The sequence below is a fragment of the Kineosporia succinea genome, assembly GCF_030811555.1.
GTDB lineage: Bacteria > Actinomycetota > Actinomycetes > Actinomycetales > Kineosporiaceae > Kineosporia > Kineosporia succinea.
The window spans coordinates 762273-783459 of the sequence record NZ_JAUSQZ010000001.1; the positions used below are offsets into that span (position 1 = coordinate 762273).

Consider the following 21187-nt stretch of genomic DNA (forward strand, 5'->3'; position numbering starts at 1 on the left):
GCACGCTCGACAGATCAGCCCTCGTGGCCGGAAGGAAACGTACCGTGAGCAACCTGGACACCGTCCTCAAGGAAGCCATGATGATCGACGGCGCCATCGGCGTCGCTCTGGTCGACTACACGAGCGGCATGACCCTGGGTCAGGCCGGCGGTGCCGCCCTCGACCTCGAGGTGGCGGCGGCGGGCAACACGGAGGTCGTCCGTTCCGAGATGCGCACCATGGAGGCCCTCGGGTCCCGTGAGGGCATCCAGGACATCCTGATCACCCTGACCTCGCAGTACCACCTCATCCGCCTGATCCAGGGGCAGGCCGGCGCGGGCCTGTTCCTGTACCTGGCACTCGACAAGGGCCGCGCCAACCTGGCGATGGCCCGGCACAAGCTGGCTCTGCTGGAGCGCAACATCCAGATCTGAGCACCGCCTCTCACGAACGGCGCCGACTCGCACGGGTCCGGCGCCGTTTCTGCGTCCAGGCACCATGAAAGCCCTTGGCGATCAAGGTTCTTCCGCTGCACTCCTACTGCCCCGAACGGATGACGCTGCAGCGTCACGGAAAGATTGACGGGACCAAAGTCCCTACGCATTCCGGAGCGGGACGGTCACCGTGAGCAGTGGCCGGGCTACGGGTGTCGGAAATGGGGGCCGCCTGGTCACGGTCGGTTCAACGAGCGGTCGCCCATCGGGTAGCCCCCCGGTTCCCTGCGGAAGGAAGACCAGCGTGTCCAACATCGAAATCGTCCTCAAGGAAGCCATGCAGATCGACGGCGCCATCGGCGCCGCGCTCGTGGACTACTCCAGCGGCATGACCCTCGGCCAGGCCGGAGGCAGCGGCACGCTCGACCTCGAGGTCGCCGCCGCGGGCAACACCGAGATCGTCCGCGCGAAGATGCGCACCATGGAGGCGCTGCGTCTGCGCGAGGGCATCGAGGACATCCTCATCACCCTCGACACGCAGTACCACCTGATCCGCCTGATCCAGGGGCAGTCCGGCCACGGGCTCTTCCTCTACATGGCGCTCGACAAGCGCCGCGCCAACCTGGCCCTGGCCCGTCACAAGCTCGCCAACCTCGAGCGCACCATCGAGATCTGAGCGTTCAACGGTGGACGCGTCGGTGGGACTCCCGCGGGAGTCCCACCGACGCGTCCACCATCAGGTCTCAGGACAGCACGTGCTGCGCCTGGATCGGCAGCTCCCGCACCCGCACGCCGGTCGCGTCGAAGACGGCGTTGGCCACCGCCGCGGCCGTGCCCACGATCCCGATCTCACCGATGCCCTTGGTACGGGCGCCGCCGAGGTGCTCGTCGTCCTCCTCGATCCAGCCGACGTCGATCGAGCCCACGTCGGCACACGACGCCACGTGGTAACCGGCCAGGTCGTGGTTGGCGTAGTCACCGAAGGCCGCGTCCATCACGCCCTCTTCGTGCAGCGCCATCGACAGGCCCATCGTCATGCCGCCGACGATCTGCGAACGGGCCGTGCGGGCGTTCACGATGCGCCCCGCTGCGAAGATCCCGGTCATCCGCGGCACCCGTAGCTCCCCGGTGTCGACGTCGACCCGCACCTCCACGAACTGGGCCCCGTAGGCGCCGCGCGAGTACTGTCCCAGCGCCTCGATGTCGTCGGCCGTGTTCACCGTGACCTCCGGGGAACCCGAACTGAGCAGCTGGGCGCACGCTTTCGTCACCGCCCAGCCCCACGAGCGCGTGCCCATCGACCCGCCGGCCAGACCGGCCGGCGGCAGCTCGGAGTCGCCGATCCGGATCGAGACCCGTTCCAGCGGCAGGTCCAGGGCCTCGGCCGCGAGCTGACGCAGCGCGGTGCGGGCGCCGGTGCCGATGTCGGTCGCGTTGATCGCGACGGTGTAGTGGCCGTTGCCGTCGGTGGACGCGGTGGCGGTCGCCGGGGCCTCGTAGGTCGGGTAGAACGACGCCGCCACCCCGGTCCCGATCAGCCAGCGTCCCTCCTGCCTCGAGCGCGGGGTGCGCGGCCCGGGCTCCCAGCCGAAACGCGCGGCCCCCTCCCGCAGGCAGGCCACGAGATTGCGGCTGGAGAAGGGGTTGCCGGTCTCCGGGTCGACCTCGGGCTCGTTACGCACCCGCAGCTCGACCGGATCCATCCCGAGGTCGTGGGCCAGCTCGTCCATCGCCGACTCGAACGCGTAGAACCCCGGGCACTCCCCCGGCGCCCGCATCCACGACGGCACCGGCACGTCGAGCCGGGCCAGGCGGTGCGACGTGCGCCGGTGCGGCGCGGCGTAGATCTTGCGGGTGGCGACGGCCGTCTGCTCGGCGAACTCCTTGACCGTGGCGGTCTGCTCGACCACCTCGTGGACGATCGCGTTGAGCCGGCCGTCGGCCTCGGCCCCGAGCCGGATCCGCTGGATCGTGGGGGTGCGGTAGCCGACGAGCGAGAACATCTGCTGCCGGGTGACGGCGAGTTTCACCGGGCGGCCGGTGACCCGCGCGGCCATCACCGCCAGCACCACGTTCGGCCGGGGCGTGCCCTTGGAGCCGAACCCACCGCCGACGTGGGCGTTCACGACCCGGACGGCACCCGGCTCGACCTCGAACAGCCCGGCGATCGTCTCGCGCACCGGATGCCCGCCCTGGTTGGAGTCCCACAGCGTGAGCGTGCCGTCGTCGTGCCAGAGCGCCGTACTGGCGTGCGGTTCCATCGGGTTGTTGTGCAGTGCGACGGTCGTGTACGTGTGGTCGACCGTGACGGGGCTGGCTTCGAGCGCCCCGTCGGGGTCGCCCTGCCGGGTGTCGGTCTCGAAGCTCGGGTTGACCTGGGCCGGCTTGTACAGGGTCTCGTGGTCGGGGGTCAGCACGACGTCGTGGCTGAGCTCCTCGTACTCCACGGGCAGCCGGGCGGCGGCTTCCCGGGCGGCCTCCGGCGTCTTGGCCACCACCAGCGCCACCACCTGCCCACGGTAGTGCACGTCGCCGTCCTGCAGCACCGCGACCACCGGATCGCCGACATCGCCCAGCCGGGGCGCGTTCTCGTGCCAGAGCACGGCGATCACGTCGTCGGCCGTGAGCACGTGGTCGGCGCCGACCGACATCACCCGGCCGCGGGCGACGGTCGAGGTGACGATCCAGGCGTAGGCGGTCTGCTCTCCGGACCCGTACTCGTAGGCGTACTTCGCGGCACCGGTGACCTTCTCGAGGGCCTCGTCGCGCACCACCGGGGCTCCGACGGGGGTCATGACGCCGCCAGCCGGGTGAGGGCTTCCACGATCATGTTCTCGGCCAGCTTCACCTTGAAGGCGTTGTCGGGCAACGGATCCGCGGCGTCCAGCTCGACGCCCGCGGCCCGGCGGAACTCCTCGGGGGTGGCCGGGCGCCCGGCCAGCGCGGTCTCGGCCCGGCGGGCCCGCCAGGGCTTGTGGGCCACCGAGCCGATCGCGACGCGCACCTCCCGCACCGTGCCGTCGGGGGCCCGGTCGAGCCCGGCGGCGACCGAGACCAGGGCGAACGCGTACGAGGCGCGGTCGCGGGCCTTGCGGTAGAGCGAGGTGCGGGTGACCTCCCCCGGAGCCGGCAGCTCGATCCCGGTGATCAGGTCGGTGGGCTCGAGAACGGTGTCGCGTGAGGGGTCTTCGCCGGGCGCGCGGTAGAGCTCGGTGACCGGGACCCGGCGGTCGCCGGTGGGGCTCTTCACGTGCAGGCGGGCGTCGAGGGCGGCCAGGGCCACGGCGAAGTCGGACGGGTGGGTGGCCACGCAGTGCTCGCTCGCGCCGAGGATCGCCAGGTCGCGGTGGGCGCCGGTACGGGCCGGGCAGCCACTGCCGGGACGGCGCTTGTTGCAGGGCTTGGTCACGTCCTGGAAGTAGACGCAGCGGGTGCGCTGCAGCAGGTTTCCGCCCGCGGTGGCCTGGTTGCGCAGCTGCCCGGAGGCACCGGACAGCAGCGCCTGCGACAGCACCGGGTAGTCGCGGCGCACCCGGGGGTCGGCGGCCAGGTCCGAGTTGCGCACCCCGGCCCCGATCAGCAGGCCGCCCTCGCCGGCCGGCTCGATCCGGTCGAGATCGAGGCGGGTGACGTCGACCAGGAGGTCGGGGGTCTCGACCCCCAGGCGCATGAGGTCGACGAGATTGGTTCCGCCACCGAGGAACCGGGCTCCGCGCTCGGCCTGGTGCACGGCGTCGCCGGGGGCCTCGGCGAGGGCGTAGGTGAAGGGTTTCACCGGTTCTCCTCCGGTTCGGCGGGCTTCTCGGGTTCGATGGTGGACGGGGTGGTGACCGGGGTCTCGTGACTGCCGGTCTCGAGTCCCGGGGTCGCGGTCGCCGCGGCGTCGAGCACCGCGGGCACGATGTTGGCGTAGGCCCCGCACCGGCACAGGTTGCCGCTCATGCGTTCCCGGACCTCGTTCTCGTCGAGGTGCCCGGGTGTGGCCCCCGGCGGTGTGACCGCCGACGGCCAGCCCGCTCTCGCCTCCTCGATCACCCCGACCGCCGAGCAGATCTGGCCCGGTGTGCAGTAGCCGCACTGGAACGCGTCCCGTTCGACGAACGCCCGCTGCACCGGGTGCAGGCCCTCGGGCCCGTCGCCCTCGGCCAGCCCCTCGATCGTGGTGATCCGCCGTCCCTGGGCCGCGACCGCGAGCACCAGGCAGGCGTTGACGCGGCGCCCGTCGAGCAGCACCGTGCAGGCGCCGCACTGGCCGTGGTCGCACCCCTTCTTGGAACCGGTCAGGCCGAGATGGTCGCGCAGGGCGTCGAGCAGCGAGGTGCGGTTGTCGAGGGTGATCTCGTGCTCGGAGTCGTTGACGGTGAGACGGATCGCGCTCGTCACCGACGGGGAACGGGTCTGCGTCGTCGTCATGCTCCCGCACGCTACGGCTACGCAGTGTGGAGCGCCTGTCGACCATGCCGGTGACGTGACGCACCGGCCGGGCCCGTGACGAACCATAGGATGACGGACATGCCGTCACTGAACTCCCGTGTACTGGAAGCCGGTTCGTGGTCAGCCGTCCCGCAGCCGGTGATCGAGGGCGATGGCCTGCGGCTGCGCCCGTGGCGGACGGGCGACGAGCCGTTCCTCGTCGGCGCCTACTCCGACCCGGCCATCCAGCGCTGGCACACCTTCGTGCTCGACGACGAGGCCGAGGCCACCGGCTGGATCGAGCGGGTCAACGCCCGCTGGCCCTCCGAGAAGGCGGCCGACTGGGCCGTGGAGAGCCAGGGCGAGCTGGTGTCCCGCATCGGATTCCGCATCCTCGACCTGGAGTACGGCGACGCCGAGGTGGCCTACTGGGTGGCTCCGCAGGCCCGCGGCGCCGGCATCGCCTCCCGGGCCCTCACCGTGCTCACCGACTGGGCCCGGGAGCACGGTCTGCACCGGCTCACGCTGCAGCACTCCACGCAGAACGAGCCGTCGTGCCGGGTCGCGCAGCGCTGCGGATTCCACCTCGAGGGCACGCTGGTGCGGTCGCTGCTGCACGCCGACGGCTGGCACGACATGCATCTGCACGCGCGCCTCCTCGAAGACCCGGTTACACCTGGGGCATGACCAGTACCAGCCGCACCGTCATCGTCGACAGGCCGGTCGAGGTGGTCGCCGCGTACCTGTCCGACTTCACCACCTCCGCCGAGTGGGACCCGCACACCGTCTCGTGCCGGCATCTCGACGACGGGCCGCTCGCGATCGGCTCCCGCTTCGAGAACGTGCAGCGGCTGGCCGGTCACGACTCCTCGCTCGTCTACACCGTGGCCGAGTTCGAGCCGGGCCGCCGCATCCTGCTGACCGGCGGCAACGACACCGTCGACAGCCGCGACGAGATGACCTTCACGCCCACCCCCGACGGCGGCACGCAGGTCACCTACTCGATCGACATCACGCTGAAGGGCGCGGCCAAGCTGGCCACCCCGGTGATGCCGCCCGCGCTGAAGAAGCTGGCCGACGAGGGCGCGGAGAGTCTCGAGGCGAGGCTGCGGGCCCTGTAGACGCACCCGGGGCGAGCGTCCACGCGTCCATCGTTAAAGGCTCCTGGCCCCGCTGCCGACACTGCGCTGAACGAGCGACGGGGGTCGAGCGGTGGGAACCAGACGTAGGTGGCGGCGGCGGCCGATGACGGTGCGCGCCACCGTGTTCAGCTCCCTGGCGTTCGTGCTGACGCTCACCCTGGTGATGGCGGTGCTGGCGCTGACCGGGCTGCAGCGCGTGGTCGAGCGCAAGGACCGGGTGATCGAGCACGACACCGCGCTCGTGCTCGACGCCCGCTCGCTGATGGACCTGCGCGACGCCCGCGCGGCCGCCAACCGTGGCTACCTGCTCTCCGGCCTGGGCAAGTACCTGGGCGAGCAGTACAAGCTGGACGAGTGGCTCGGCGCGCAGCTGGACGAGCTCGACGACGCCGTGGACACCGACCACGGGCGCACCCTCATCGGCGAGATCCGCAGCCTGCAGGACAACTTCATCGATCTCGACCAGACGCCGATCCGGCTGAAACAGGCCGGGGCCCCGACGGACGAGGTGGTGCGGGCCTGGCAGAGCATCGACGCCCAGCGGGTGCGCACGACCGCCGCGATGGACGAACTGTACGTCTACCTGCAGGGCCTCGTGCACGACCGGGAGGAGGCCGCGACCCGCACGGCGCACCAAGGGGTTCTGCAGATCGTCCTGGCGTTCGTCGCGATCCTCATCGGCTCCTCGTTCGTGGCGTCGCTGGTGGTGCGACAGGTGCGGGGGCAGGTGATGACGGCGGTGCGATCGGTGCAGTCGTCGACCGTCGGCCTGCGCGCGAGCGCCCGTAAACAGGCCGAGGGCGCTTCGGAACAGGCCAGTTCGGCGGCGGAGATCGCGACCACGGTGAGGGAGATGCTCACCGAGTCGCGGCGGATCGCGGACGGGGCCCAGGACGTGGTCGCGGCGGCCGGGCAGACGGCGGACGCGGGGAGGCACGGCAAGGACGTCGTGCTGGCCACGCGGTCGTCGATGGAACGCATCCGGGAGCACTCGGGCTCGGTCGACGCGCACATGGACGACCTGACCCTGAAGGCCCGGCAGATCGCCGGAGTGGTCGAGATCGTCTCGGAACTGGCCGAACTCACCAACATCGTGGCGATCAACGCGAGTATCGAGGCCGTCGGGGCGGGGGCCGGGGGTTCCCGGTTCGCGGCGCTGGCCGAGGAGATCCGGACCCTGGCCGACCGGGTCAGCGGCTCCACCCGGGAGATCGTGGAGCTCATCGAGTCGGTCGCGAGCGCCGTGGACGACACCCGCCGGGTCAGCCGCGAGGCCTCGGACGTGGTGGAGGCCGGTGCGTCGCAGGTCGGGGCCGCGGTGGAGAGCTTCGAGGAGATCGTGGCGCTGGTCGCGACGACGATGGAGTCGGCCCGGCAGATCCAGCAGTCGACCAGCCAGCAGACGGTGGCCGTGGAGCAGACCGACCAGGCGATCTCGGCGATGGCCTCGGCGACCCGCGAGCACCAGCGGACGGCCGGGGACACCTCGGCGACCGCGGAGGAGCTGGCGACCGCGTCGTACCGGCTGGGGACGCTGGTGGAGGCCTCGAAGGGCGACGGGTAGGCGGCGGGTAGCCCGGGCGGGTGGTTGCCGCCGCGCTGCCCGAACGCGCTATTTGAAGCCGCTAACACCCTCCGCCGGGCGGTCGACGGGGGGCTCAATCTTTTCCCTCACCGGAGAGCGGAGGAGCCGTCATGGAAACGGTGACCTATCCGTACGCGGGCAGACAGTCGGTCAAGAACAACGACGAGGCCCGCGCCCGGGCGAAACGTGAGCTCGGCCAGGAAGTCCTGATCTCCCACATCGGCTGGAAGCACGAGGCCGGTGACACCCTCTGCGTGGTGGAGTACCTCTCCCCCGGCGAGGCGACCGCCCACGACCGGGCCCCCGACAGCCGGAAGTCGCTGCAGCGCAACAACGGCCGCTGCCGTCCGGCGCACGTGCACAACGCTCTGCTGGAGATGGGCGGCTCCGCCACGATCCACGACATCGCCCTGGCGCTCGACCTGGACACGGTCTGGCTCACCCGGCAGATGGAACGCCCGGACTGGCAGCTGGAGATCGGCGCCTCGGGCGGCTTCGCCGGTGAGTTCACCGAGCTCACCCTGGACATGACCACCGCCGTCCGGATCGACACCCCGGCCGACCCGGCACCGGCGCCCCGCACGTTCCGGGGGATGCCGGGCATGCTGGCCTCGGCGGTGTCGCGGCTGCGCTGAGGTGGCCCGAGGACGCGGTCCTGGTCACGAGGGGTTGTGGCCGGGACCGCGGCCCGGCTCCTGGATTCCTTCCAGGCTGACGGCTTCCGCCGTGATCGGCGGGCGCAGGGCCGTCGCCGTGGCCCACCCCTCGCGCAGCAGCGCGACGTCGGTGCCGGGCTCCGGCTCGTCCTGGATCTCCTGGAACGTCGCTGTCACGTAGCCCTCGCCGATCTCCCCGATCTCGGCCGACACCGCCCCGAAGGCGGCGAGCCGGGCCGGCCGGATCCCGCGCAGCTCCCCGGGCGGGATGTCGGGCACGTTCACGTTCAGCACGTACGGGGTGTCCCGGTGCTCGAGGAACCAGGACAGTGCCCGGTCGGTCACCGTGCGGGCGGTCTCGAACCAGCGGGGGCTGCCGCCGATCAGCGACACCGCTATCGCCGGGAGGCCCTGCGACACCGCGGTGAGCCCGGCCCCGACCGTGCCCGAGTGCAGCACGGCCTGGCCGGTGTTCGGCCCGTGGTTGACGCCGGAGAGCACGATGTCCGGCGGATCGCCGAAAGCGCCCCGTACCGCTACGAACACGATCATGGCGGGGGACGCGTGCACGCCCAGGGCGGGCACGCCGGCCACGGTGGTGCGCTCGGTGAGCAGACGCCCGTCGTCCTCCAGCACCGAGAGCATGGCGCTGGCGCCGCTGCGCTCCTGGTGCGGCGCCGCGACCGTGACCTCCAGCCCGGCGGCCAGCGCGGCCTCGGTGAGGGTACGGATGCCCTCGCTCGAGACCCCGTCGTCGTTGGTGATGAGTGCGCGGGTCACAGGTCCTCCAGCCGCACGCGGGTGGCCAGCTGCTCGATCAGTTCGCGTTCCCCGGTGGCCAGGCCGTGCCGGGTGGTGTTCAGTGTGCCCGCCGCGGAGCCCAGGACCAGCGCGTCCTCCAGGCTCGTGCCGGTGGCCAGGCCGACCGCGAGGCCGGCCGTCATCGAGTCGCCCGCGCCGCGGTGGTCGGCGCGCTCGAACGACGGCGTGAGCACCTTCACCGCGCGGTCGCCGAGCAGCGCCAGAGCCGGGTCGCCGGCCCGGGAGACGACGACGTTCGCCGCCCCCGCGTCCCTCAGTTTCCGGGCCGCCTCGATCAGGTGCTCCGGGTCGTCGGAGGTGGCCCGCCCGTCGTCGAGCAGTTCCTCGTGGCTCACCTTGACCAGGTGGACGCCACCGGAGACGGCGGCCTCCAGGTAGTCACCGGACAGATCGACCACCACCGGCACGTTCTGCGAGGTCAGGTCGGCCGCCAGGCGCCGGTAGGTCTCCGGGTCGATGACGTCGGGGCCGTCCGGCCCGCCCAGCACCACCACGTCGGCGCTCAGCCCCTCGACCAGCGTGAGGTCGTAGAGTTGGTCGTGGTCGTGCCGCTGCAGCGTGGGCGGGTTGTGCGTGGCCACCACCGAACGCTCGCCCTCGCGCCGGTCGTGCACGTAGGCGCCGTTGGTGTCGGCGATGTCGAGCGGACGCGGCACGATGCCCTCGCGCTCGATCAACGGCTTGAGCACCTCGCCGCTCTCACCGCCGAACGGGCCGGCCAGCCGGGTCTCACAGCCGAGCGACGCCATCATCCGGGCGATCCAGACGCCCTGGCCGCCGCCGTGCACGTGCAGTTCGGTGGTGCCGTCGGGCTGCGCCTCGATGGTGACCGTGAGCAGTGGTGAAGGGGTGAAGACAACCGCGGTCGACATGGGCTGAGCATGCCCGGGATGATCAGTGGGCGCCCCTTCAGATCACCCGACTGTTGCTCCGGGACACCAACGTTCAGGCTCTCAGGACCTGCCCCAGCCTCTCCCGGCGGCGCAGTGAGGTCTCGACGAGCACCAGCGCGACCACCACCGCGGGCAGCACCAGCACGGGCAGGCAGGTGGCCACGGGGACCACCAGCGCCGGATCGGCGGGCAGGTCCTGCAGAACCCGCAGCGAGAGCAGGCCGACCGCCTGCGAGGCCAGCACCCGGCCGAGCACCCAGCCCACCGCACCGCCGACCAGGGCCACGGGCAGCAGCTCACCGAGGGCGATCCACCGGGTGTCGGACGTGGTCATGCCGAGAGTGCGCAGCCGGGCGCCGGTCTCGGCCCGGTCGGGGGCGCTGCCGAGGGTGCCGAGCGCGACGGCCAGCACCGCGAGCAGCACCAGCAGCACACTCGTGACCAGGGCCAGGTCGAGAAGGCCGACGGACAGCGCCTCCGGGAACGGGCGGCTGTCCTGGCCCGTCGGGACCCGTTGCGCGGCGGTCGCTCTCACGGAGAGCGTGAACACCGCCAGGGCCACCGAGGTCACGATCAGCACGACCGGCAGCGGGCGGGCCACCGTCGCCGAGGCCCGGCTCGCGGCCAGCAGCGGCAGACCGCCCCGGAACCGGTTGCCCAGCTTCAGGAAGAGCCGCGTCAGGCCCGGGAACACGCGCAGCAGAAGCACTCCCCCGGTCACCGCGACCAGGGCCGGGGCGAGGGCGGGCAGCACGTCGTCGGCCGTCACCCCCCGCTGCTTCAGGGCGGTGTACGCGGCGGCGGCCCCGGCCACGATCGCGACCTCGAGCGTGAGGCGGCGCAGCTGACGGGTGACGGCGATCGTGCGCCGCGCGGAACGGTTGGCGGGTGCGCCCTTTCGCGGGGTGGCCCGGGCCGCGTGCACGACGGCGACGAGCGGACCGCCCAGCACCCCGACCAGCAGCATCGGCAGCGGCCAGAGCACCGAGACCGAGCCGGCCAGGAGCTGGGCCGCGAGCAGCCCGGCCCCGCCGGACACCAGGGTGAGGGCGAGGGACTCGACGCCGAGCTCGAACCCGAGCCCGGGCAACGAGGCCCCGCGCCGCCGCAGGCCGGTCAGCACCGTGGCCCGGCGCCGGGTGAGCAGGTCGGCCGTCAGCACCAGGGCGAGGGCCACGGCGACGAGCAGGGCCGCCAGCAGCACCGTGGCCAGCGCCACGGTGGTGGTGATCTGGGCCAGCAGGCGCTGCAGCACGGTGTCGAGGCCGGTGCTGAACGAGATCGTCGGGCCGTCGACCTCGGCCCCGCTGGTGCCCGCCTCCAGCGACACCAGCGCATCGATGGCGGCCGGGGCGTTGGCGCGGGTGATCCGGCCGGGCTCGGCGGCGAACCCGACGGTGATGTAGAGGCCGTAGCCCGGGTCCGTGGCCAGGCGCCCGTCGGGCAGCGAGTCGTCGGACATCAGCGCCGCGAAGTGCGTGCTGGTGAGGCCCCGGGTGTCGGTGAACACGTCGGCCGCGAGCAGCTGCGGGTCGAACCGCCAGAGCGGGTCGGACGCGTCGGTGGCCCGGTAGGTGCCGCTGACGTGCGCCTCGATCGGGGCACCCTTCGGATCCTCGGCGGTGATGACGTCGCCGACCCCGAGCCCCAGCCGCTGCGCGGTCGCCTCGGGCAGGCCGACCTGCACCGGCCAGGGCTCCGGGCCGGTGCGGGCGCCGCCCAGCGACGGGTCGGCCGCCGGAGCCCTGCCCTCGACCCAGGTCACGGCCGGCCCGGCGGGCGAACCGGTGCCCCCGTGCACCAGCCGGAGGTTGAGGCCGGGGGTCCGGCCGGTGACCTGGAGATCAGGGCTGGAGACGATCGTCACCGGCGGGCCGAAGAGCGGCTGCAGCGTGGAATCCAGGTACATCGAGGCGTTCTCGCGGTACCAGTCGACGATCCCGGCCGAGTCGTCGATGCGGGCCCGCGGGTAGGCCGGGCTCTCCGGGTCGAAGGTCACGGCCGCCGAGAGGCGCGCGTCGTTGCCCTCGGCGCTCACCACGTCGGTGACGGCCCGGTCGGCCCGCTCCTGCAGCAGCGGCGGCACGGCCGCGGTGATCAGCACGGCGAGGAAGACGACCAGGGCCGTCAGCAGCAGCGGGCCGCGGTCGGCGCGGGCCCGGCCGAACACGCTCGGCGCGTGGATCATCGCCGCACCTGCACCTGGGCGACCAGCCGGACGACGACCAGGCCGAGTCCGAGAAGGCCCACGATCCAGAGGGTCTCGGGGAGCCAGGGCCAGACCAGCAGGGCTTCGGGAGCCGGGGCGGCACCCAGGTCGGAACGGATGAGCAGCGGCCCGACCAGCCGTGCCGCCAGCGCGCCGACGGCGATCCCGGCGCCGGTCAGCAGCACCACGAGGCCGCCGTGCTGGGCCAGGAGCAGGCCGCGCACGGCCGAGCGCGGCAGCCCTAGCGACCGCAGCCGCTGCGTCTCCGCGGCCCGCACCCGCAGGTCCGAGACGATGTGCATGGTCAGCCCTCCCACCGCCAGCAGCAGCACGGCCGGCACCAGCACGATCAGCGCGGCCGGGACCCCGACGCGCAGGGGACCCGACGAGAGTTCCCGGTGCACCGCGTCCCTCGTCGTCACCTCACCCAGCCCGAGGCCCGCGGCCGCCCCCGGATCATCGGGATCGCCCACCCACCAGGCGTTCCCGACGCCGGACAGGTCGCCCCGCACGATCAGGGCCCGGCTGAGCGTGTCGATGTCGGCGAGCACCGCGGCCCGGCCGGGCACCGAGGGCACGTCCGGCACCACGGTGGTCACCTCAACCGGCACCGTGTTGATGCCCAGCGAGAGGTCGAACCGCTTGCCCGGGCCGGTTCCCAGCAGGTCGGCGAAGTGCTGCGAGACCGCCACCGGAACCACGTCGGGACGTTCGAAGCCGGTCACCATGATCGAGCCGTTCACGTAGTCCAGGTCGGCGATCTTGGTGCTGGCGGAGACCGTGAGGACGACGTCCGCACCGGAGCTGGTCACCTCGCCCCGGACGCCGGTCACCGGCGCGATCTGGTCGGCGCCGGACTCCTTCGCGCTCCAGGTCTCGCCCTCCAGGACGCCCGGCAGGCGCATCTGGAGGTTCATCGTCGAGACGATCGGGGTGATGTCGTCCGGATCGGCGGCCGGGTCGAGCTCCACGTCGGCCGCCATCGCCACCACCTTCGCCCCCTCGGGAAGCGGGGCGCAGCCGGTGATCTCGTGCGCCTTGCCGTCGGCGAGCACCGGGGGCAGCGTGCACGCGCCGCGCAGCCCGGACGCGTCCTCGATCACCAGGCGCGGCGTGAGGAGCAGTTGCGGCCCCTCCTGCGACGACGCCTTCAGCACGTACCGGTCGGCGTCGAGCTTCACCGCGGACGGCGCCCGGCCGGGAGTGAGCCCGGCACCGACCGCGGCCCACGACGACCCGGGAATCCGCCCCCGCAGCACGGTTCCGGCCTCGGTGGAGTCCAGCGCCACCAGGTGCGGCGGCTCACCGGTGCCGCCCAGCCACTGCCCCACCGGCACGGCCCGTTCGAGCACCGGCGTCACCGTGCCGCCGGTGGCCGAGGCCAGGGCCGGGCCCTGGCCGGCCTGCACCGGGCCGGCGAGCGCGACGCTCAGGTCGGTGCCGACGAGCAGGTCGGCCTGGTCGGCCTGGGACTGCTGCCAGGTCGCGGCGAACGCCAGCCCGAAAGTGCCCGCGGCCGAGGCCAGGACGAGGAGCAGGGCGACGGCCGTGGCCTGCGGGCGACGGGCCGCCTCGAACGCGGCCAGCGGCAGCACCAGCGACGTGGACCGCCGGGCCAGGCGGTCGGCCTGGCGCAGGGGCAGGGCGATCAGCCGGACCGTCACCGCGGCGCCGGCCAGCAGGAACATCCCGGGCGCGAGGATGCGGACCACGTCGATGCCGGTGCCGACCTCGGGCTGGACCCGCAGCTGCCACCAGCCCGCGGCGGCGAGGGCGACCAGGGCCAGGTCGGCGCCGGAGCGCACCAGGACGCCGGATCCGCCGTCTCTCCCGTCGACGGCCGGGTCGCGCTGCAGCAGGGGCCCGAGGAGCACGAGGGTGAGCAGGACGGCGCCGCCGAGCACGACGGCGACCTGGGTGAGGCCGACGCCCGGTCCGGTGCTGAGCCCGGCCCGTTCCAGGGCGGGCAGCTGGGTGAGGGCGGAGTGCGCGAGCGACGAGAGGGGTACGGCGACGGCGGACGCGACGATCGCGAGTCCCAGCGCCTCGAGGCCGGCCAGGAGCAGGAGCTGGGCGCGGCTGGCGCCGAGGGCGGACAGCAGCGCGTTCTGGGTGCCCCGGGAGCGGGTGACGAGGCGGCCGGCCAGGGCCAGGGCGGTGGCTGTGAGCAGGGTGCCGAGGAGCACGACGACGAGCACGGTGGAACGGGTGACGGCCTGCTGGGTCTGGGCCCGGGCGATGGCGAAGGCCAGACCGGAGGCGACGCGCTGGTTGCCGGCGAGGTCGGCGAGCTGGGAGTCGAGGCGCTGGCCGGCGGTGCCGAGGGCGGTGACGACCCGGTCGAGGTCGGAGCCCGGCGGTGCGGTCAGGTTCGGGTCGGTGTCGACCTGCAGCCGGTCGAGCATCAGGCCGCTGCGCCAGAGGGTGGGCAGGTCGGTGACGAACGGCCCGTAGGCCCGGAAGCTCTCCGGCAGGCCGATCTTCAGCGCCGGGTCGAAGCCGGCGGCGGCCAGCGGGTCGCGGTCCCAGCCGGCGTCCGGCAGCGGCTCGATGACGCCGGTGACGAGCAGGGTGGTGCTCGTGACCGGGTCGCGGTCGCCGGGTGCGGCCTGCGGGCCGAGGCGGACGGTGTCACCCGGTTCGAGGCGAAGGGCGCGGGCGGTCGAGCTGAGCACGACGGTCTGCAGCGGGCCCGTCGTGGTCGTCTCCGGCGTCGTCTCCGGCGTCGTCTCCGGCGTCGTCTCCGGCGTCGTCTCCGGCCAGGTCCCGCTGACCAGGCGGCCGGCCGCGCGGACGTCGTCCAGCCCGCTCAGGTAGGCGACCCGCGGGATCTGGCCGCGGCCCACGATCTGGCGCATCGTGCTCGAGGCACGGGTGTGGCTCTGCGGGACGCCCAGGGGCGACACCGCGTCCTCCAGCAGGTTCTGGGTCAGCTCGACGGCCCGCTCGCCGTTGCCCGGCGGGATGTCGGTGAGGTAGGCGATGACCTCGGCGTCGGCCGGCTCGGTGCGGGACATGCCGACGGTGACGGCGCGGTCGGCGGACACCGTGAGCAGGCGCGCCGAGATGCCGAGCAGGGTGGCTCCGACGGTGACGACCGCGATCACGGAGGCCAGCAGGGGCCAGGCCGCGAGGGCCCGGCGCGCGACGATTCTCAGCACCGGGTCGTCACTCCGCCGCGACCCGGCCGTCGGAGATCCGCACGACCCGGTCGGCCAGGCGCATCATCACCGGGTCGTGGGTGGAGATCAGGGCGGTGACGCCCTCCGACTCGACCACCCCGCGCAGGAGAGCCATGACCGAGAGCCCGGTCTCGGCGTCCAGTTGCCCGGTCGGCTCGTCGGCCACCAGCAGACGCGGTGACGACGCGAGCGCGCGGGCGATCGCGACCCGCTGCTGCTGGCCGCCGGAGAGCTCGTCGGGACGCTGCTGGGCGTGCCCGGCCAGCCCGACCAGGTCGAGCAGAGTGGCCACCCGCTGCTCGCGCTCCTCGCGCGGCGTGCGGCGCATGCGCAGCGGGATACCGACGTTCTCGGCCGCGGTGAGCACCGGCACCAGGCCGAAGGTCTGGAAGACGTAGGAGACGGTGTCGCGACGGAGCCGGCTGCGACCCGCCTCGTTCAGGCCGGTGACGTCGGTGCCGTCGACGAGAACGGTTCCGGTGTCGGGGGAATCGAGCCCGCCGACCATGTTCAGCAGGGTGGTCTTGCCGGAGCCGGAGCGGCCCACGAGGGCGACCATGGTGCCGGCCTCGACGTCGAAGGAGATGTCGCGCAGGGCGTGCACGTCCCCGTAACTCTTGGACAGGCCCTGGATCCCGAGCATGCTGGTCACGGCTGGGGCTCCTGCGCGTCGGGCCGGATACTCACGTGGTCGCCCTCGAGTGCGAGCCGCACCCGCCGGGTGAGGCGCAGCGCCTCGATGTAGTCCTTGGGCACCTGCACCCGCCCGGCGCGGTCCATCACCGCGTACTCCTCGTGGACGACCTCGTCGTCCCCGTTCTCCGCGGTGGAGGTCCGCCGCAACACCTCGCTCGAGGTGCGGCCGTCGCGGATCGACACCGTGCGCTCGACCTGCGTACTGACGTCCGGGTCGTGCGTCACCACCACGATCGTGACGCCCAGGTCCTTGTTCACGTCGCGCAGCACACCGAACACCTGGGCCGAGGTCTGGGTGTCGAGCTCACCGGTGGGCTCGTCGGCCAGCAGCACGGCCGGCTCGTTGGCCAGGGCCACGGCGATCGAGACGCGCATCTGCTCACCGCCCGACATCTGGGCCGGGCGCCGGTCGGCGCAGTGCCCCACGCCGACGGCCTCGAGCAGCGTCCTCACCCGCTGGGCGCGGTCTTTGCGGGGACGCCGGGCGAGGGTCATCGGCAGGTCGACGACCTGGGCGGCGGTCAGGTAGGGCACCAGGTTCTGGGCGGTCTGCTGGCGGATGTAGCCCACGGTGCGGCGGCGGTAGCGCAGCCGGTCGCGGGCGGACATGTCGAGCAGGTCCCAGCCCGCGACGTGCGCGCGGCCCGCGGTCGGGGCGTCGATCCCGGCCAGCAGCGAGAGCAGGGTGGACTTGCCCGAGCCGGACGCGCCGACCAGCGCGATCATCTCGCCGGTCTCCACGGTCAGGTCGAGTCCCTGCAGGGCCTGCACCTCGACCGAACCGGTCTGGTAGATCCGCACCAGGCTGTCGCAGACGATCTGCGCCTCGGCCACTTGTTCCCCTCCACGTCGAGCAGGAATGTTCGACGCCCCTTGCCGGACGAGGAAGACAGGCGAAGTGGTACCGCATTCTTAACAAGCGCGTCAACGTAGCCCTTTGATCACGTTTGCCATTTTTTGCCCCTCCGGGTTTCCGCGGTTGCACTGTGTCGCATTCCTCACAGGAAACTCCCATGCAACACATAAGGTGGTGTTGACGTCAGGTGGGGTGGAGGGGCGCACCCGTTCCTCCGCCGACCTCGTCGTACGACCCATCGACGCTGACCGCCGACCGGAGGGCCGCCCGCGCCATGCCAGACTCGCAGACCCTTTTCATCGCGATCGGCGTGACCGGGTTCCTGATCCTCCTGCTGAGCCTGGTGCTCGGCGAGATCGGTGGGCACGACGGCGATTTCGGGCACGGCGGCGACCTCGACCACTCCGGCGACCTCGGGCACGGCGTCTCGGTGGAACCGGGTGCGGACGAAGTGGGCACCGTCCCCGAGGGTTCGGCCGACCTCGACGCCCCCACCTGGTTCAGCATCCGCGTCCTGGCCGTCTCCCTGGTCGGTTTCGGGGCGGCCGGGTACGTCGCGGCCTTCTCCGGTGTGCCCGGGCTGCTCTCCTGGCCGCTGGCCGGCGCCGGATTCCTGGCCGTGGGCGCGGCAACTCACCGCTTCATCCTGAAACCCCTGGCGCGCCAGCAGTACAACTCGATGAGCAGCCGCTACGGCTTCGTCGGGCGCACCGGCGTGGTGACGCTCGACATCCTCCCGCACGGCACCGGGCAGGTCACGTTCAACGACCGCGCCGGGGCCCGCATCACCCAGACGGCGTCGTCCGACCACGGCGAGGGCGTGCCCAAGGGCACTCCCGTCACCATCGTGGACCTGAAGGACGGCGGTGTGGTCGTGCACCGCAGCGCCTTCTCCGACTGACGCTCCCCCACCGAACCCGTCCCCCAACCGCAAGGAACTACCGATGACCGGTGTGTCCCCTGTCGTGATCGCCGTCGCCGCGGTGATCGTCGCCTTCCTGCTCGTGGCGGTGCTCTACGCCAAGAACTACGTGAAGGTCCCGCCCAACATGGTCGCCGTCTTCACCGGCCGCGGCCGGCCGAAGATCGTGCGCGGTGGCGCCCGGTTCCGGGTGCCGGTGCTCGAGCGCGTCGACTTCATGAGCCTGGAACCGTTCAACATCCAGGTCTCGGTGGGGTCCGCCATCTCCAGCAACGGCGTCGGTATCGCCGTGGACGTCGTGTCCCTGGTGCGTTTCGGCTCCACCGACGAGGCGATCGAGACCGGTACGCAGCGCTTCCTCACCGCCAACCGCGAGGAACTGCGTCACCAGCTCACCGAGATCATCGCCGGTAACATGCGCGCGATCTGCGCCAAGATGACCGTGGAAGACCTCAACAGCAACCGCGACCAGCTCACCCGCTCGGTGGCCGAGGAGGCCGGCGCCGCCCTGGCCTCGATCGGCATGGAGCTCGACGTGCTGACCGTGCAGGACGTGCGCGACAAGAACGGCTACATCGAGTCGCTGGGCCGCAAGCGCATCGCCGAGGTGCGCCGGGACGCCGAGGTCGGCGAGGCCCAGGCCCGCCGGGACGCCCGCATCGCCGCTGCCGAGGCCGACCAGCAGGGCCGCACCGCCGAGGCCAAGTCGTCCGAGGCGATCGCCGAGGCGCAGCGCGCGCTCTCGATGAAGCAGGCCGAGATCGACACCGAGGTCAACGCCGCCCAGGCGCGCGCCGCGCAGGCCGGCCCGCTGGCCGAGGCGGAGGCCCAGCGCGCCGTCGTGCTGGCCGCCGTCGACACCGAACGCCAGCGCACCGAGCGGCAGATCGCGGTCGAGGAGCAGCGTGCGGCCCAGCGCCGGCAGGCCCTGGAGGCCGACGTCATCGCCCCGGCCGAGGCCGAGCGCGAGGCGGCCGCCCGCCGCGCCGAGGGGCAGAAGGCCGTCACCATCGCGAACGCCGAGGCCGAGGCCCGTCGCCGCGAGCTCGCCGGTGAGGCCGACCTGAAGGCCCGTACCGCCGGTGCCTCCGCCTTCCAGCGTGAGGGCCAGGCCCAGGCCGACGTGGAGAAGGCCAAGCTGCTCGCGGCCGCCGAGGGTCAGCGCGCCACGCTGCTCGCCGAGGCCGAGGGTCAGAAGGAGCTCGCCGCCGCCCTGAGCGCATTCAACGACGAGGCCGCCCGCCTGCGTGTGCTGCCCGACCTGATCGCGGTGCTGCCGCAGCTGGCCCGTGAGGTCGCCGCCCCGATGGGCAACATCAGCAACCTGACGGTGCTGAGCAACGGGGGTGACGGCCCCAACGACGCACTCAGCAAGGTCGCCGGCTCGGTGCCCGCGCTGCTGCTGCAGGTGCTCGAGACCGCCAAGGCCGGTGGCCTCGACCTGGGCGCACTGCTCGGCGGCAACACCGACCCGCTGGAGCCGCGCCACTCGGCCGGCGCCACGACCTCGACGCACTCCGCCTCATCGCGTCACTCGGCCAACCCGTCCAGCCCGTCCAACCCGGCCAACCCGGCGGCCCCGGCCCCGGCAGCGGCTCCGGTGAACGACACCCGTCAGGCCTGATCTCCGCCCGAGCAGAGACACCCCCTATACCGTTTGGGTATAGGGGGTGTCTCTGCTCCTGGCCACACACGGATCGGCCTGAGCCGCCACACCGACCCACAGCGCCTATAGCGCCTATAGCGCCTATAGCGCCTATAGCGCCAACCCGCGTCACGCCCGACCGGTCACGCCCTGACCACTACGACCGGTCACGCCCTGGCCACCCGGTCCGGGCCGCCACAACCCCGCATCACCATGTCCGCGTCACCAAGGCCCGCGTCACCTGGCCCACGCCACCCAGGCCCACGCCACCCAGGCCCACGCCACCCAGGGCCACGTCACCGTGCCTCAGCCACCGCTTCCCCGCGACGGGCGCCGGGCGCCGGTGCCCGGCGCATCCTCGCGGCCTTGTCCCGGGTGTCACGTCAGCGCGCCTCAGCCACCGCTCCCCTGCACCGGGCACCGGGCACCGGGCACCGGGCACCGGGCACCGGGCACCGGGCACCGGGCACCGGGCACCGGGCACCGGGCCATCCTCGCGGCCTCGTGCCGGGCGTCACGTCAGCGCGCTGATCCCCGTCACGGCCCGGCCCACGATCAGCGTGTTGATCTCGCGCGTGCCCTCGTAGGAGTACAGGGCCTCGGCGTCGGCCACGAACCGGCCGATGTCGTGCTCCAGCAGGATCCCGTTGCCCGCGAGCAGTTCTCGGGCCCAGCCCACGCTCTCGCGCATCCGGGTGGTGCAGTAGGCCTTGGCCAGGGCCGAGTGCTCGTCGCGGAACGTGCCCTCTTCCTGCAGCTGGGCCAGGCGCACCACCATGCCGAGGCAGACCGTGGTGTTGCCGAGCATCCGCACCAGCAGGTCCTGCACCAGCTGGAAACCTGCGATCGGACGGCCGAACTGCTCCCGCGAGCGCGCGTAATCGAGCGCGATCTCGTAGGCGGCCATCATCACGCCGACCGCCTCCCAGGCCACGCCGCTGCGGGTGCGGCGCAGCACGCCGGCCGTGTCCCGGAACGATCCCGCGCCCGCCAGCCGGTTGGCCTCGGGCACCCGGCAGCCCTCGAGCGTGATGTCGGCGTTCTCCACCATGCGCAGGGCGATCTTGCCCTCGATCTTGGTCGCGGAGAAACCGGGTGTGCCCTTCTCCACCACGAAACCCTTGACCTTGCCGTCGGACTCGTCCCGCGCCCAGACCACGACCAGGTCGGCGAAGGTGGCGTTGCCGATCCAGCGCTTGGCCCCGTCGAGCACCCACTCCTCACCCTCGCGACGGGCCGTGGTGGTCATGCCCGCCGCGATGTCCGACCCGCTGCCCGGCTCGGTCAGCGCGAACGCCCCGATCTTCTCCATCCGGGCCATCGCCGGCAGCCAGCGTTCCTTCTGCTCGGGCGAGGCGCAGGCGGTGATGCTGCCCATCGCCAGCCCGGTGTGCACGCCGAAGAACGTGGCGACGGACGCGTCGGCCCGGGCCAGCTCGAGCGCCAGGAATCCGTTGAGGAGACTGCGTTGTGAGCCACCCGCGTCCGGGTTCGCCAGCCCGGCGATGTCCAGGTCGGCGAAACCCTTGACCAGCTGGTGCGGGAACTCGGCACGGGCCCAGTACTCGTTGGCGATCGGCCGCACCTCGGCGTCGAGAAAGGCCCGCACCCGGTCCAGGACCTTGCGGTCGTCCGCCCCCAGCAGGGACTCGAACTGGTACAGATCGCCGGTCAGTAGCTCGGACATACGCACTCCTTCGTCGCCGTCACCCTCCGACCACCCTGGGCCAGCCCGGCACCGGCCGCACCTCGA

The 21187-nt window shown here is 72.6% G+C and carries 18 protein-coding genes; 8 read left to right on the plus strand and 10 right to left on the minus strand.

The window, feature by feature from the left end; translation table 11 throughout:
• Window positions 1-44 precede the first annotated feature (44 nt).
• Both J2S57_RS03355 and J2S57_RS03360 read left to right on the plus strand, forming a co-directional pair.
• Window positions 45-413, plus strand: a complete 369-nt coding sequence (locus tag J2S57_RS03355; protein WP_307238158.1) for a hypothetical protein — start codon at window positions 45-47, stop codon at window positions 411-413.
• Window positions 414-717: 304 nt separating this feature from the next.
• Window positions 718-1089, plus strand: a complete 372-nt coding sequence (locus J2S57_RS03360; protein ID WP_307238159.1) for a hypothetical protein — start codon at window positions 718-720, stop codon at window positions 1087-1089.
• Window positions 1090-1156: 67 nt separating this feature from the next.
• Here J2S57_RS03360 and J2S57_RS03365 read toward each other — a convergent pair whose 3' ends face one another.
• Genes J2S57_RS03365 through J2S57_RS03375 form a run of 3 tightly spaced genes read right to left on the minus strand, consistent with a single transcriptional unit; the run spans window position 1157 to window position 4826 of the window.
• Entirely contained in the window at window positions 1157-3208 is a 2052-nt protein-coding gene (locus J2S57_RS03365; protein WP_307238161.1) for a xanthine dehydrogenase family protein molybdopterin-binding subunit, read from the minus strand.
• Window positions 3205-4188 carry an FAD binding domain-containing protein gene (locus J2S57_RS03370; RefSeq protein WP_307238163.1) on the minus strand — a complete coding sequence of 328 codons (984 nt, stop codon included), beginning with the start codon at window positions 4186-4188 and terminating at the stop codon, window positions 3205-3207. The genes J2S57_RS03365 and J2S57_RS03370 overlap by 4 nt, the downstream gene beginning before the upstream one ends.
• Window positions 4185-4826 carry a (2Fe-2S)-binding protein gene (locus J2S57_RS03375; RefSeq protein WP_307238165.1) on the minus strand — a complete coding sequence of 214 codons (642 nt, stop codon included), beginning with the start codon at window positions 4824-4826 and terminating at the stop codon, window positions 4185-4187. Before J2S57_RS03375 ends, J2S57_RS03370 begins: the two co-directional genes overlap by 4 nt.
• Window positions 4827-4925: 99 nt before the next feature.
• Between J2S57_RS03375 and J2S57_RS03380 the strand changes: the two genes are divergently transcribed.
• The 4 genes from J2S57_RS03380 (at window position 4926) to J2S57_RS03395 (ending at window position 8188) form a co-directional block, all read left to right on the plus strand.
• Window positions 4926-5513 (plus strand): GNAT family N-acetyltransferase, encoded by a 588-nt coding sequence (locus J2S57_RS03380; protein ID WP_307238167.1) that lies wholly within the window; start codon window positions 4926-4928, stop codon window positions 5511-5513.
• On the plus strand, window positions 5510-5947 hold the full coding sequence (locus J2S57_RS03385) for an SRPBCC family protein (RefSeq protein WP_307238169.1): 438 nt from the start codon (window positions 5510-5512) through the stop codon (window positions 5945-5947). The genes J2S57_RS03380 and J2S57_RS03385 overlap by 4 nt, the downstream gene beginning before the upstream one ends.
• A 124-nt stretch (window positions 5948-6071) precedes the next feature.
• Window positions 6072-7532: a methyl-accepting chemotaxis protein gene (locus J2S57_RS03390; RefSeq protein ID WP_307238170.1), complete on the plus strand. Its 1461-nt coding sequence runs from the start codon at window positions 6072-6074 to the stop codon at window positions 7530-7532.
• Between the two features lie 131 nt (window positions 7533-7663).
• Window positions 7664-8188 carry a hypothetical protein gene (locus tag J2S57_RS03395; protein WP_307238172.1) on the plus strand — a complete coding sequence of 175 codons (525 nt, stop codon included), beginning with the start codon at window positions 7664-7666 and terminating at the stop codon, window positions 8186-8188.
• Window positions 8189-8212: 24 nt separating this feature from the next.
• On the opposite strand, the gene surE is transcribed toward J2S57_RS03395, so the two are convergent.
• From surE to J2S57_RS03425, 6 genes are all read right to left on the minus strand, one after another.
• On the minus strand, window positions 8213-8989 hold the full coding sequence (gene surE / locus J2S57_RS03400) for a 5'/3'-nucleotidase SurE (RefSeq protein ID WP_307238174.1): 777 nt from the start codon (window positions 8987-8989) through the stop codon (window positions 8213-8215).
• On the minus strand, window positions 8986-9903 hold the full coding sequence (locus J2S57_RS03405) for a 1-phosphofructokinase family hexose kinase (RefSeq protein ID WP_307238177.1): 918 nt from the start codon (window positions 9901-9903) through the stop codon (window positions 8986-8988). Before J2S57_RS03405 ends, surE begins: the two co-directional genes overlap by 4 nt.
• Window positions 9904-9976: 73 nt before the next feature.
• Complete coding sequence (locus J2S57_RS03410; RefSeq protein ID WP_307238179.1) at window positions 9977-12112, minus strand: FtsX-like permease family protein; 2136 nt, start codon at window positions 12110-12112, stop codon at window positions 9977-9979.
• On the minus strand, window positions 12109-15294 hold the full coding sequence (locus J2S57_RS03415) for a hypothetical protein (RefSeq protein WP_307238181.1): 3186 nt from the start codon (window positions 15292-15294) through the stop codon (window positions 12109-12111). The genes J2S57_RS03410 and J2S57_RS03415 overlap by 4 nt, the downstream gene beginning before the upstream one ends.
• A 7-nt stretch (window positions 15295-15301) precedes the next feature.
• The gene (locus J2S57_RS03420) at window positions 15302-15958 is read right to left on the minus strand and encodes an ABC transporter ATP-binding protein (protein WP_307250985.1); all 657 of its coding nucleotides are present in this window, start codon (window positions 15956-15958) and stop codon (window positions 15302-15304) included.
• Window positions 15959-15963: 5 nt separating this feature from the next.
• The gene (locus J2S57_RS03425; protein ID WP_307238183.1) at window positions 15964-16845 is read right to left on the minus strand and encodes an ABC transporter ATP-binding protein; all 882 of its coding nucleotides are present in this window, start codon (window positions 16843-16845) and stop codon (window positions 15964-15966) included.
• Between the two features lie 296 nt (window positions 16846-17141).
• Here J2S57_RS03425 and J2S57_RS03430 point away from each other — a divergent pair, with 296 nt between their 5' ends.
• A complete protein-coding gene (locus tag J2S57_RS03430; protein ID WP_307238185.1) occupies window positions 17142-17768 on the plus strand; it encodes an NfeD C-terminal domain-containing protein in 627 nt (208 codons plus the stop codon).
• Between the two features lie 43 nt (window positions 17769-17811).
• Window positions 17812-19413, plus strand: coding sequence for a flotillin family protein (locus J2S57_RS03435; RefSeq protein ID WP_307238187.1), 1602 nt, complete (start codon window positions 17812-17814; stop codon window positions 19411-19413).
• 535 nt (window positions 19414-19948) lie between these two features.
• Here the strand turns inward: J2S57_RS03435 and J2S57_RS03440 are convergent.
• Window positions 19949-21121 carry an acyl-CoA dehydrogenase family protein gene (locus J2S57_RS03440; RefSeq protein WP_307238189.1) on the minus strand — a complete coding sequence of 391 codons (1173 nt, stop codon included), beginning with the start codon at window positions 21119-21121 and terminating at the stop codon, window positions 19949-19951.
• Window positions 21122-21187 lie beyond the last annotated feature (66 nt).

What these genes read in the sequence shown, in the direction of transcription:
- J2S57_RS03365 (WP_307238161.1), bottom strand. Translation starts at nt 3,208, where the DNA reads ATGACCCCCGTCGGAGCCCCGGTGGTGCGCGACGAGGCCCTCGAGAAG.
- J2S57_RS03430 (WP_307238185.1), top strand. Translation starts at nt 17,142, where the DNA reads ATGCCAGACTCGCAGACCCTTTTCATCGCGATCGGCGTGACCGGGTTC.
- J2S57_RS03420 (WP_307250985.1), bottom strand. Translation starts at nt 15,958, where the DNA reads ATGCTCGGGATCCAGGGCCTGTCCAAGAGTTACGGGGACGTGCACGCC.
- J2S57_RS03440 (WP_307238189.1), bottom strand. Translation starts at nt 21,121, where the DNA reads ATGTCCGAGCTACTGACCGGCGATCTGTACCAGTTCGAGTCCCTGCTG.
- J2S57_RS03385 (WP_307238169.1), top strand. Translation starts at nt 5,510, where the DNA reads ATGACCAGTACCAGCCGCACCGTCATCGTCGACAGGCCGGTCGAGGTG.
- J2S57_RS03380 (WP_307238167.1), top strand. Translation starts at nt 4,926, where the DNA reads ATGCCGTCACTGAACTCCCGTGTACTGGAAGCCGGTTCGTGGTCAGCC.
- J2S57_RS03410 (WP_307238179.1), bottom strand. Translation starts at nt 12,112, where the DNA reads ATGATCCACGCGCCGAGCGTGTTCGGCCGGGCCCGCGCCGACCGCGGC.
- J2S57_RS03395 (WP_307238172.1), top strand. Translation starts at nt 7,664, where the DNA reads ATGGAAACGGTGACCTATCCGTACGCGGGCAGACAGTCGGTCAAGAAC.
- J2S57_RS03375 (WP_307238165.1), bottom strand. Translation starts at nt 4,826, where the DNA reads ATGACGACGACGCAGACCCGTTCCCCGTCGGTGACGAGCGCGATCCGT.
- J2S57_RS03390 (WP_307238170.1), top strand. Translation starts at nt 6,072, where the DNA reads ATGACGGTGCGCGCCACCGTGTTCAGCTCCCTGGCGTTCGTGCTGACG.
- J2S57_RS03405 (WP_307238177.1), bottom strand. Translation starts at nt 9,903, where the DNA reads ATGTCGACCGCGGTTGTCTTCACCCCTTCACCACTGCTCACGGTCACC.
- J2S57_RS03435 (WP_307238187.1), top strand. Translation starts at nt 17,812, where the DNA reads ATGACCGGTGTGTCCCCTGTCGTGATCGCCGTCGCCGCGGTGATCGTC.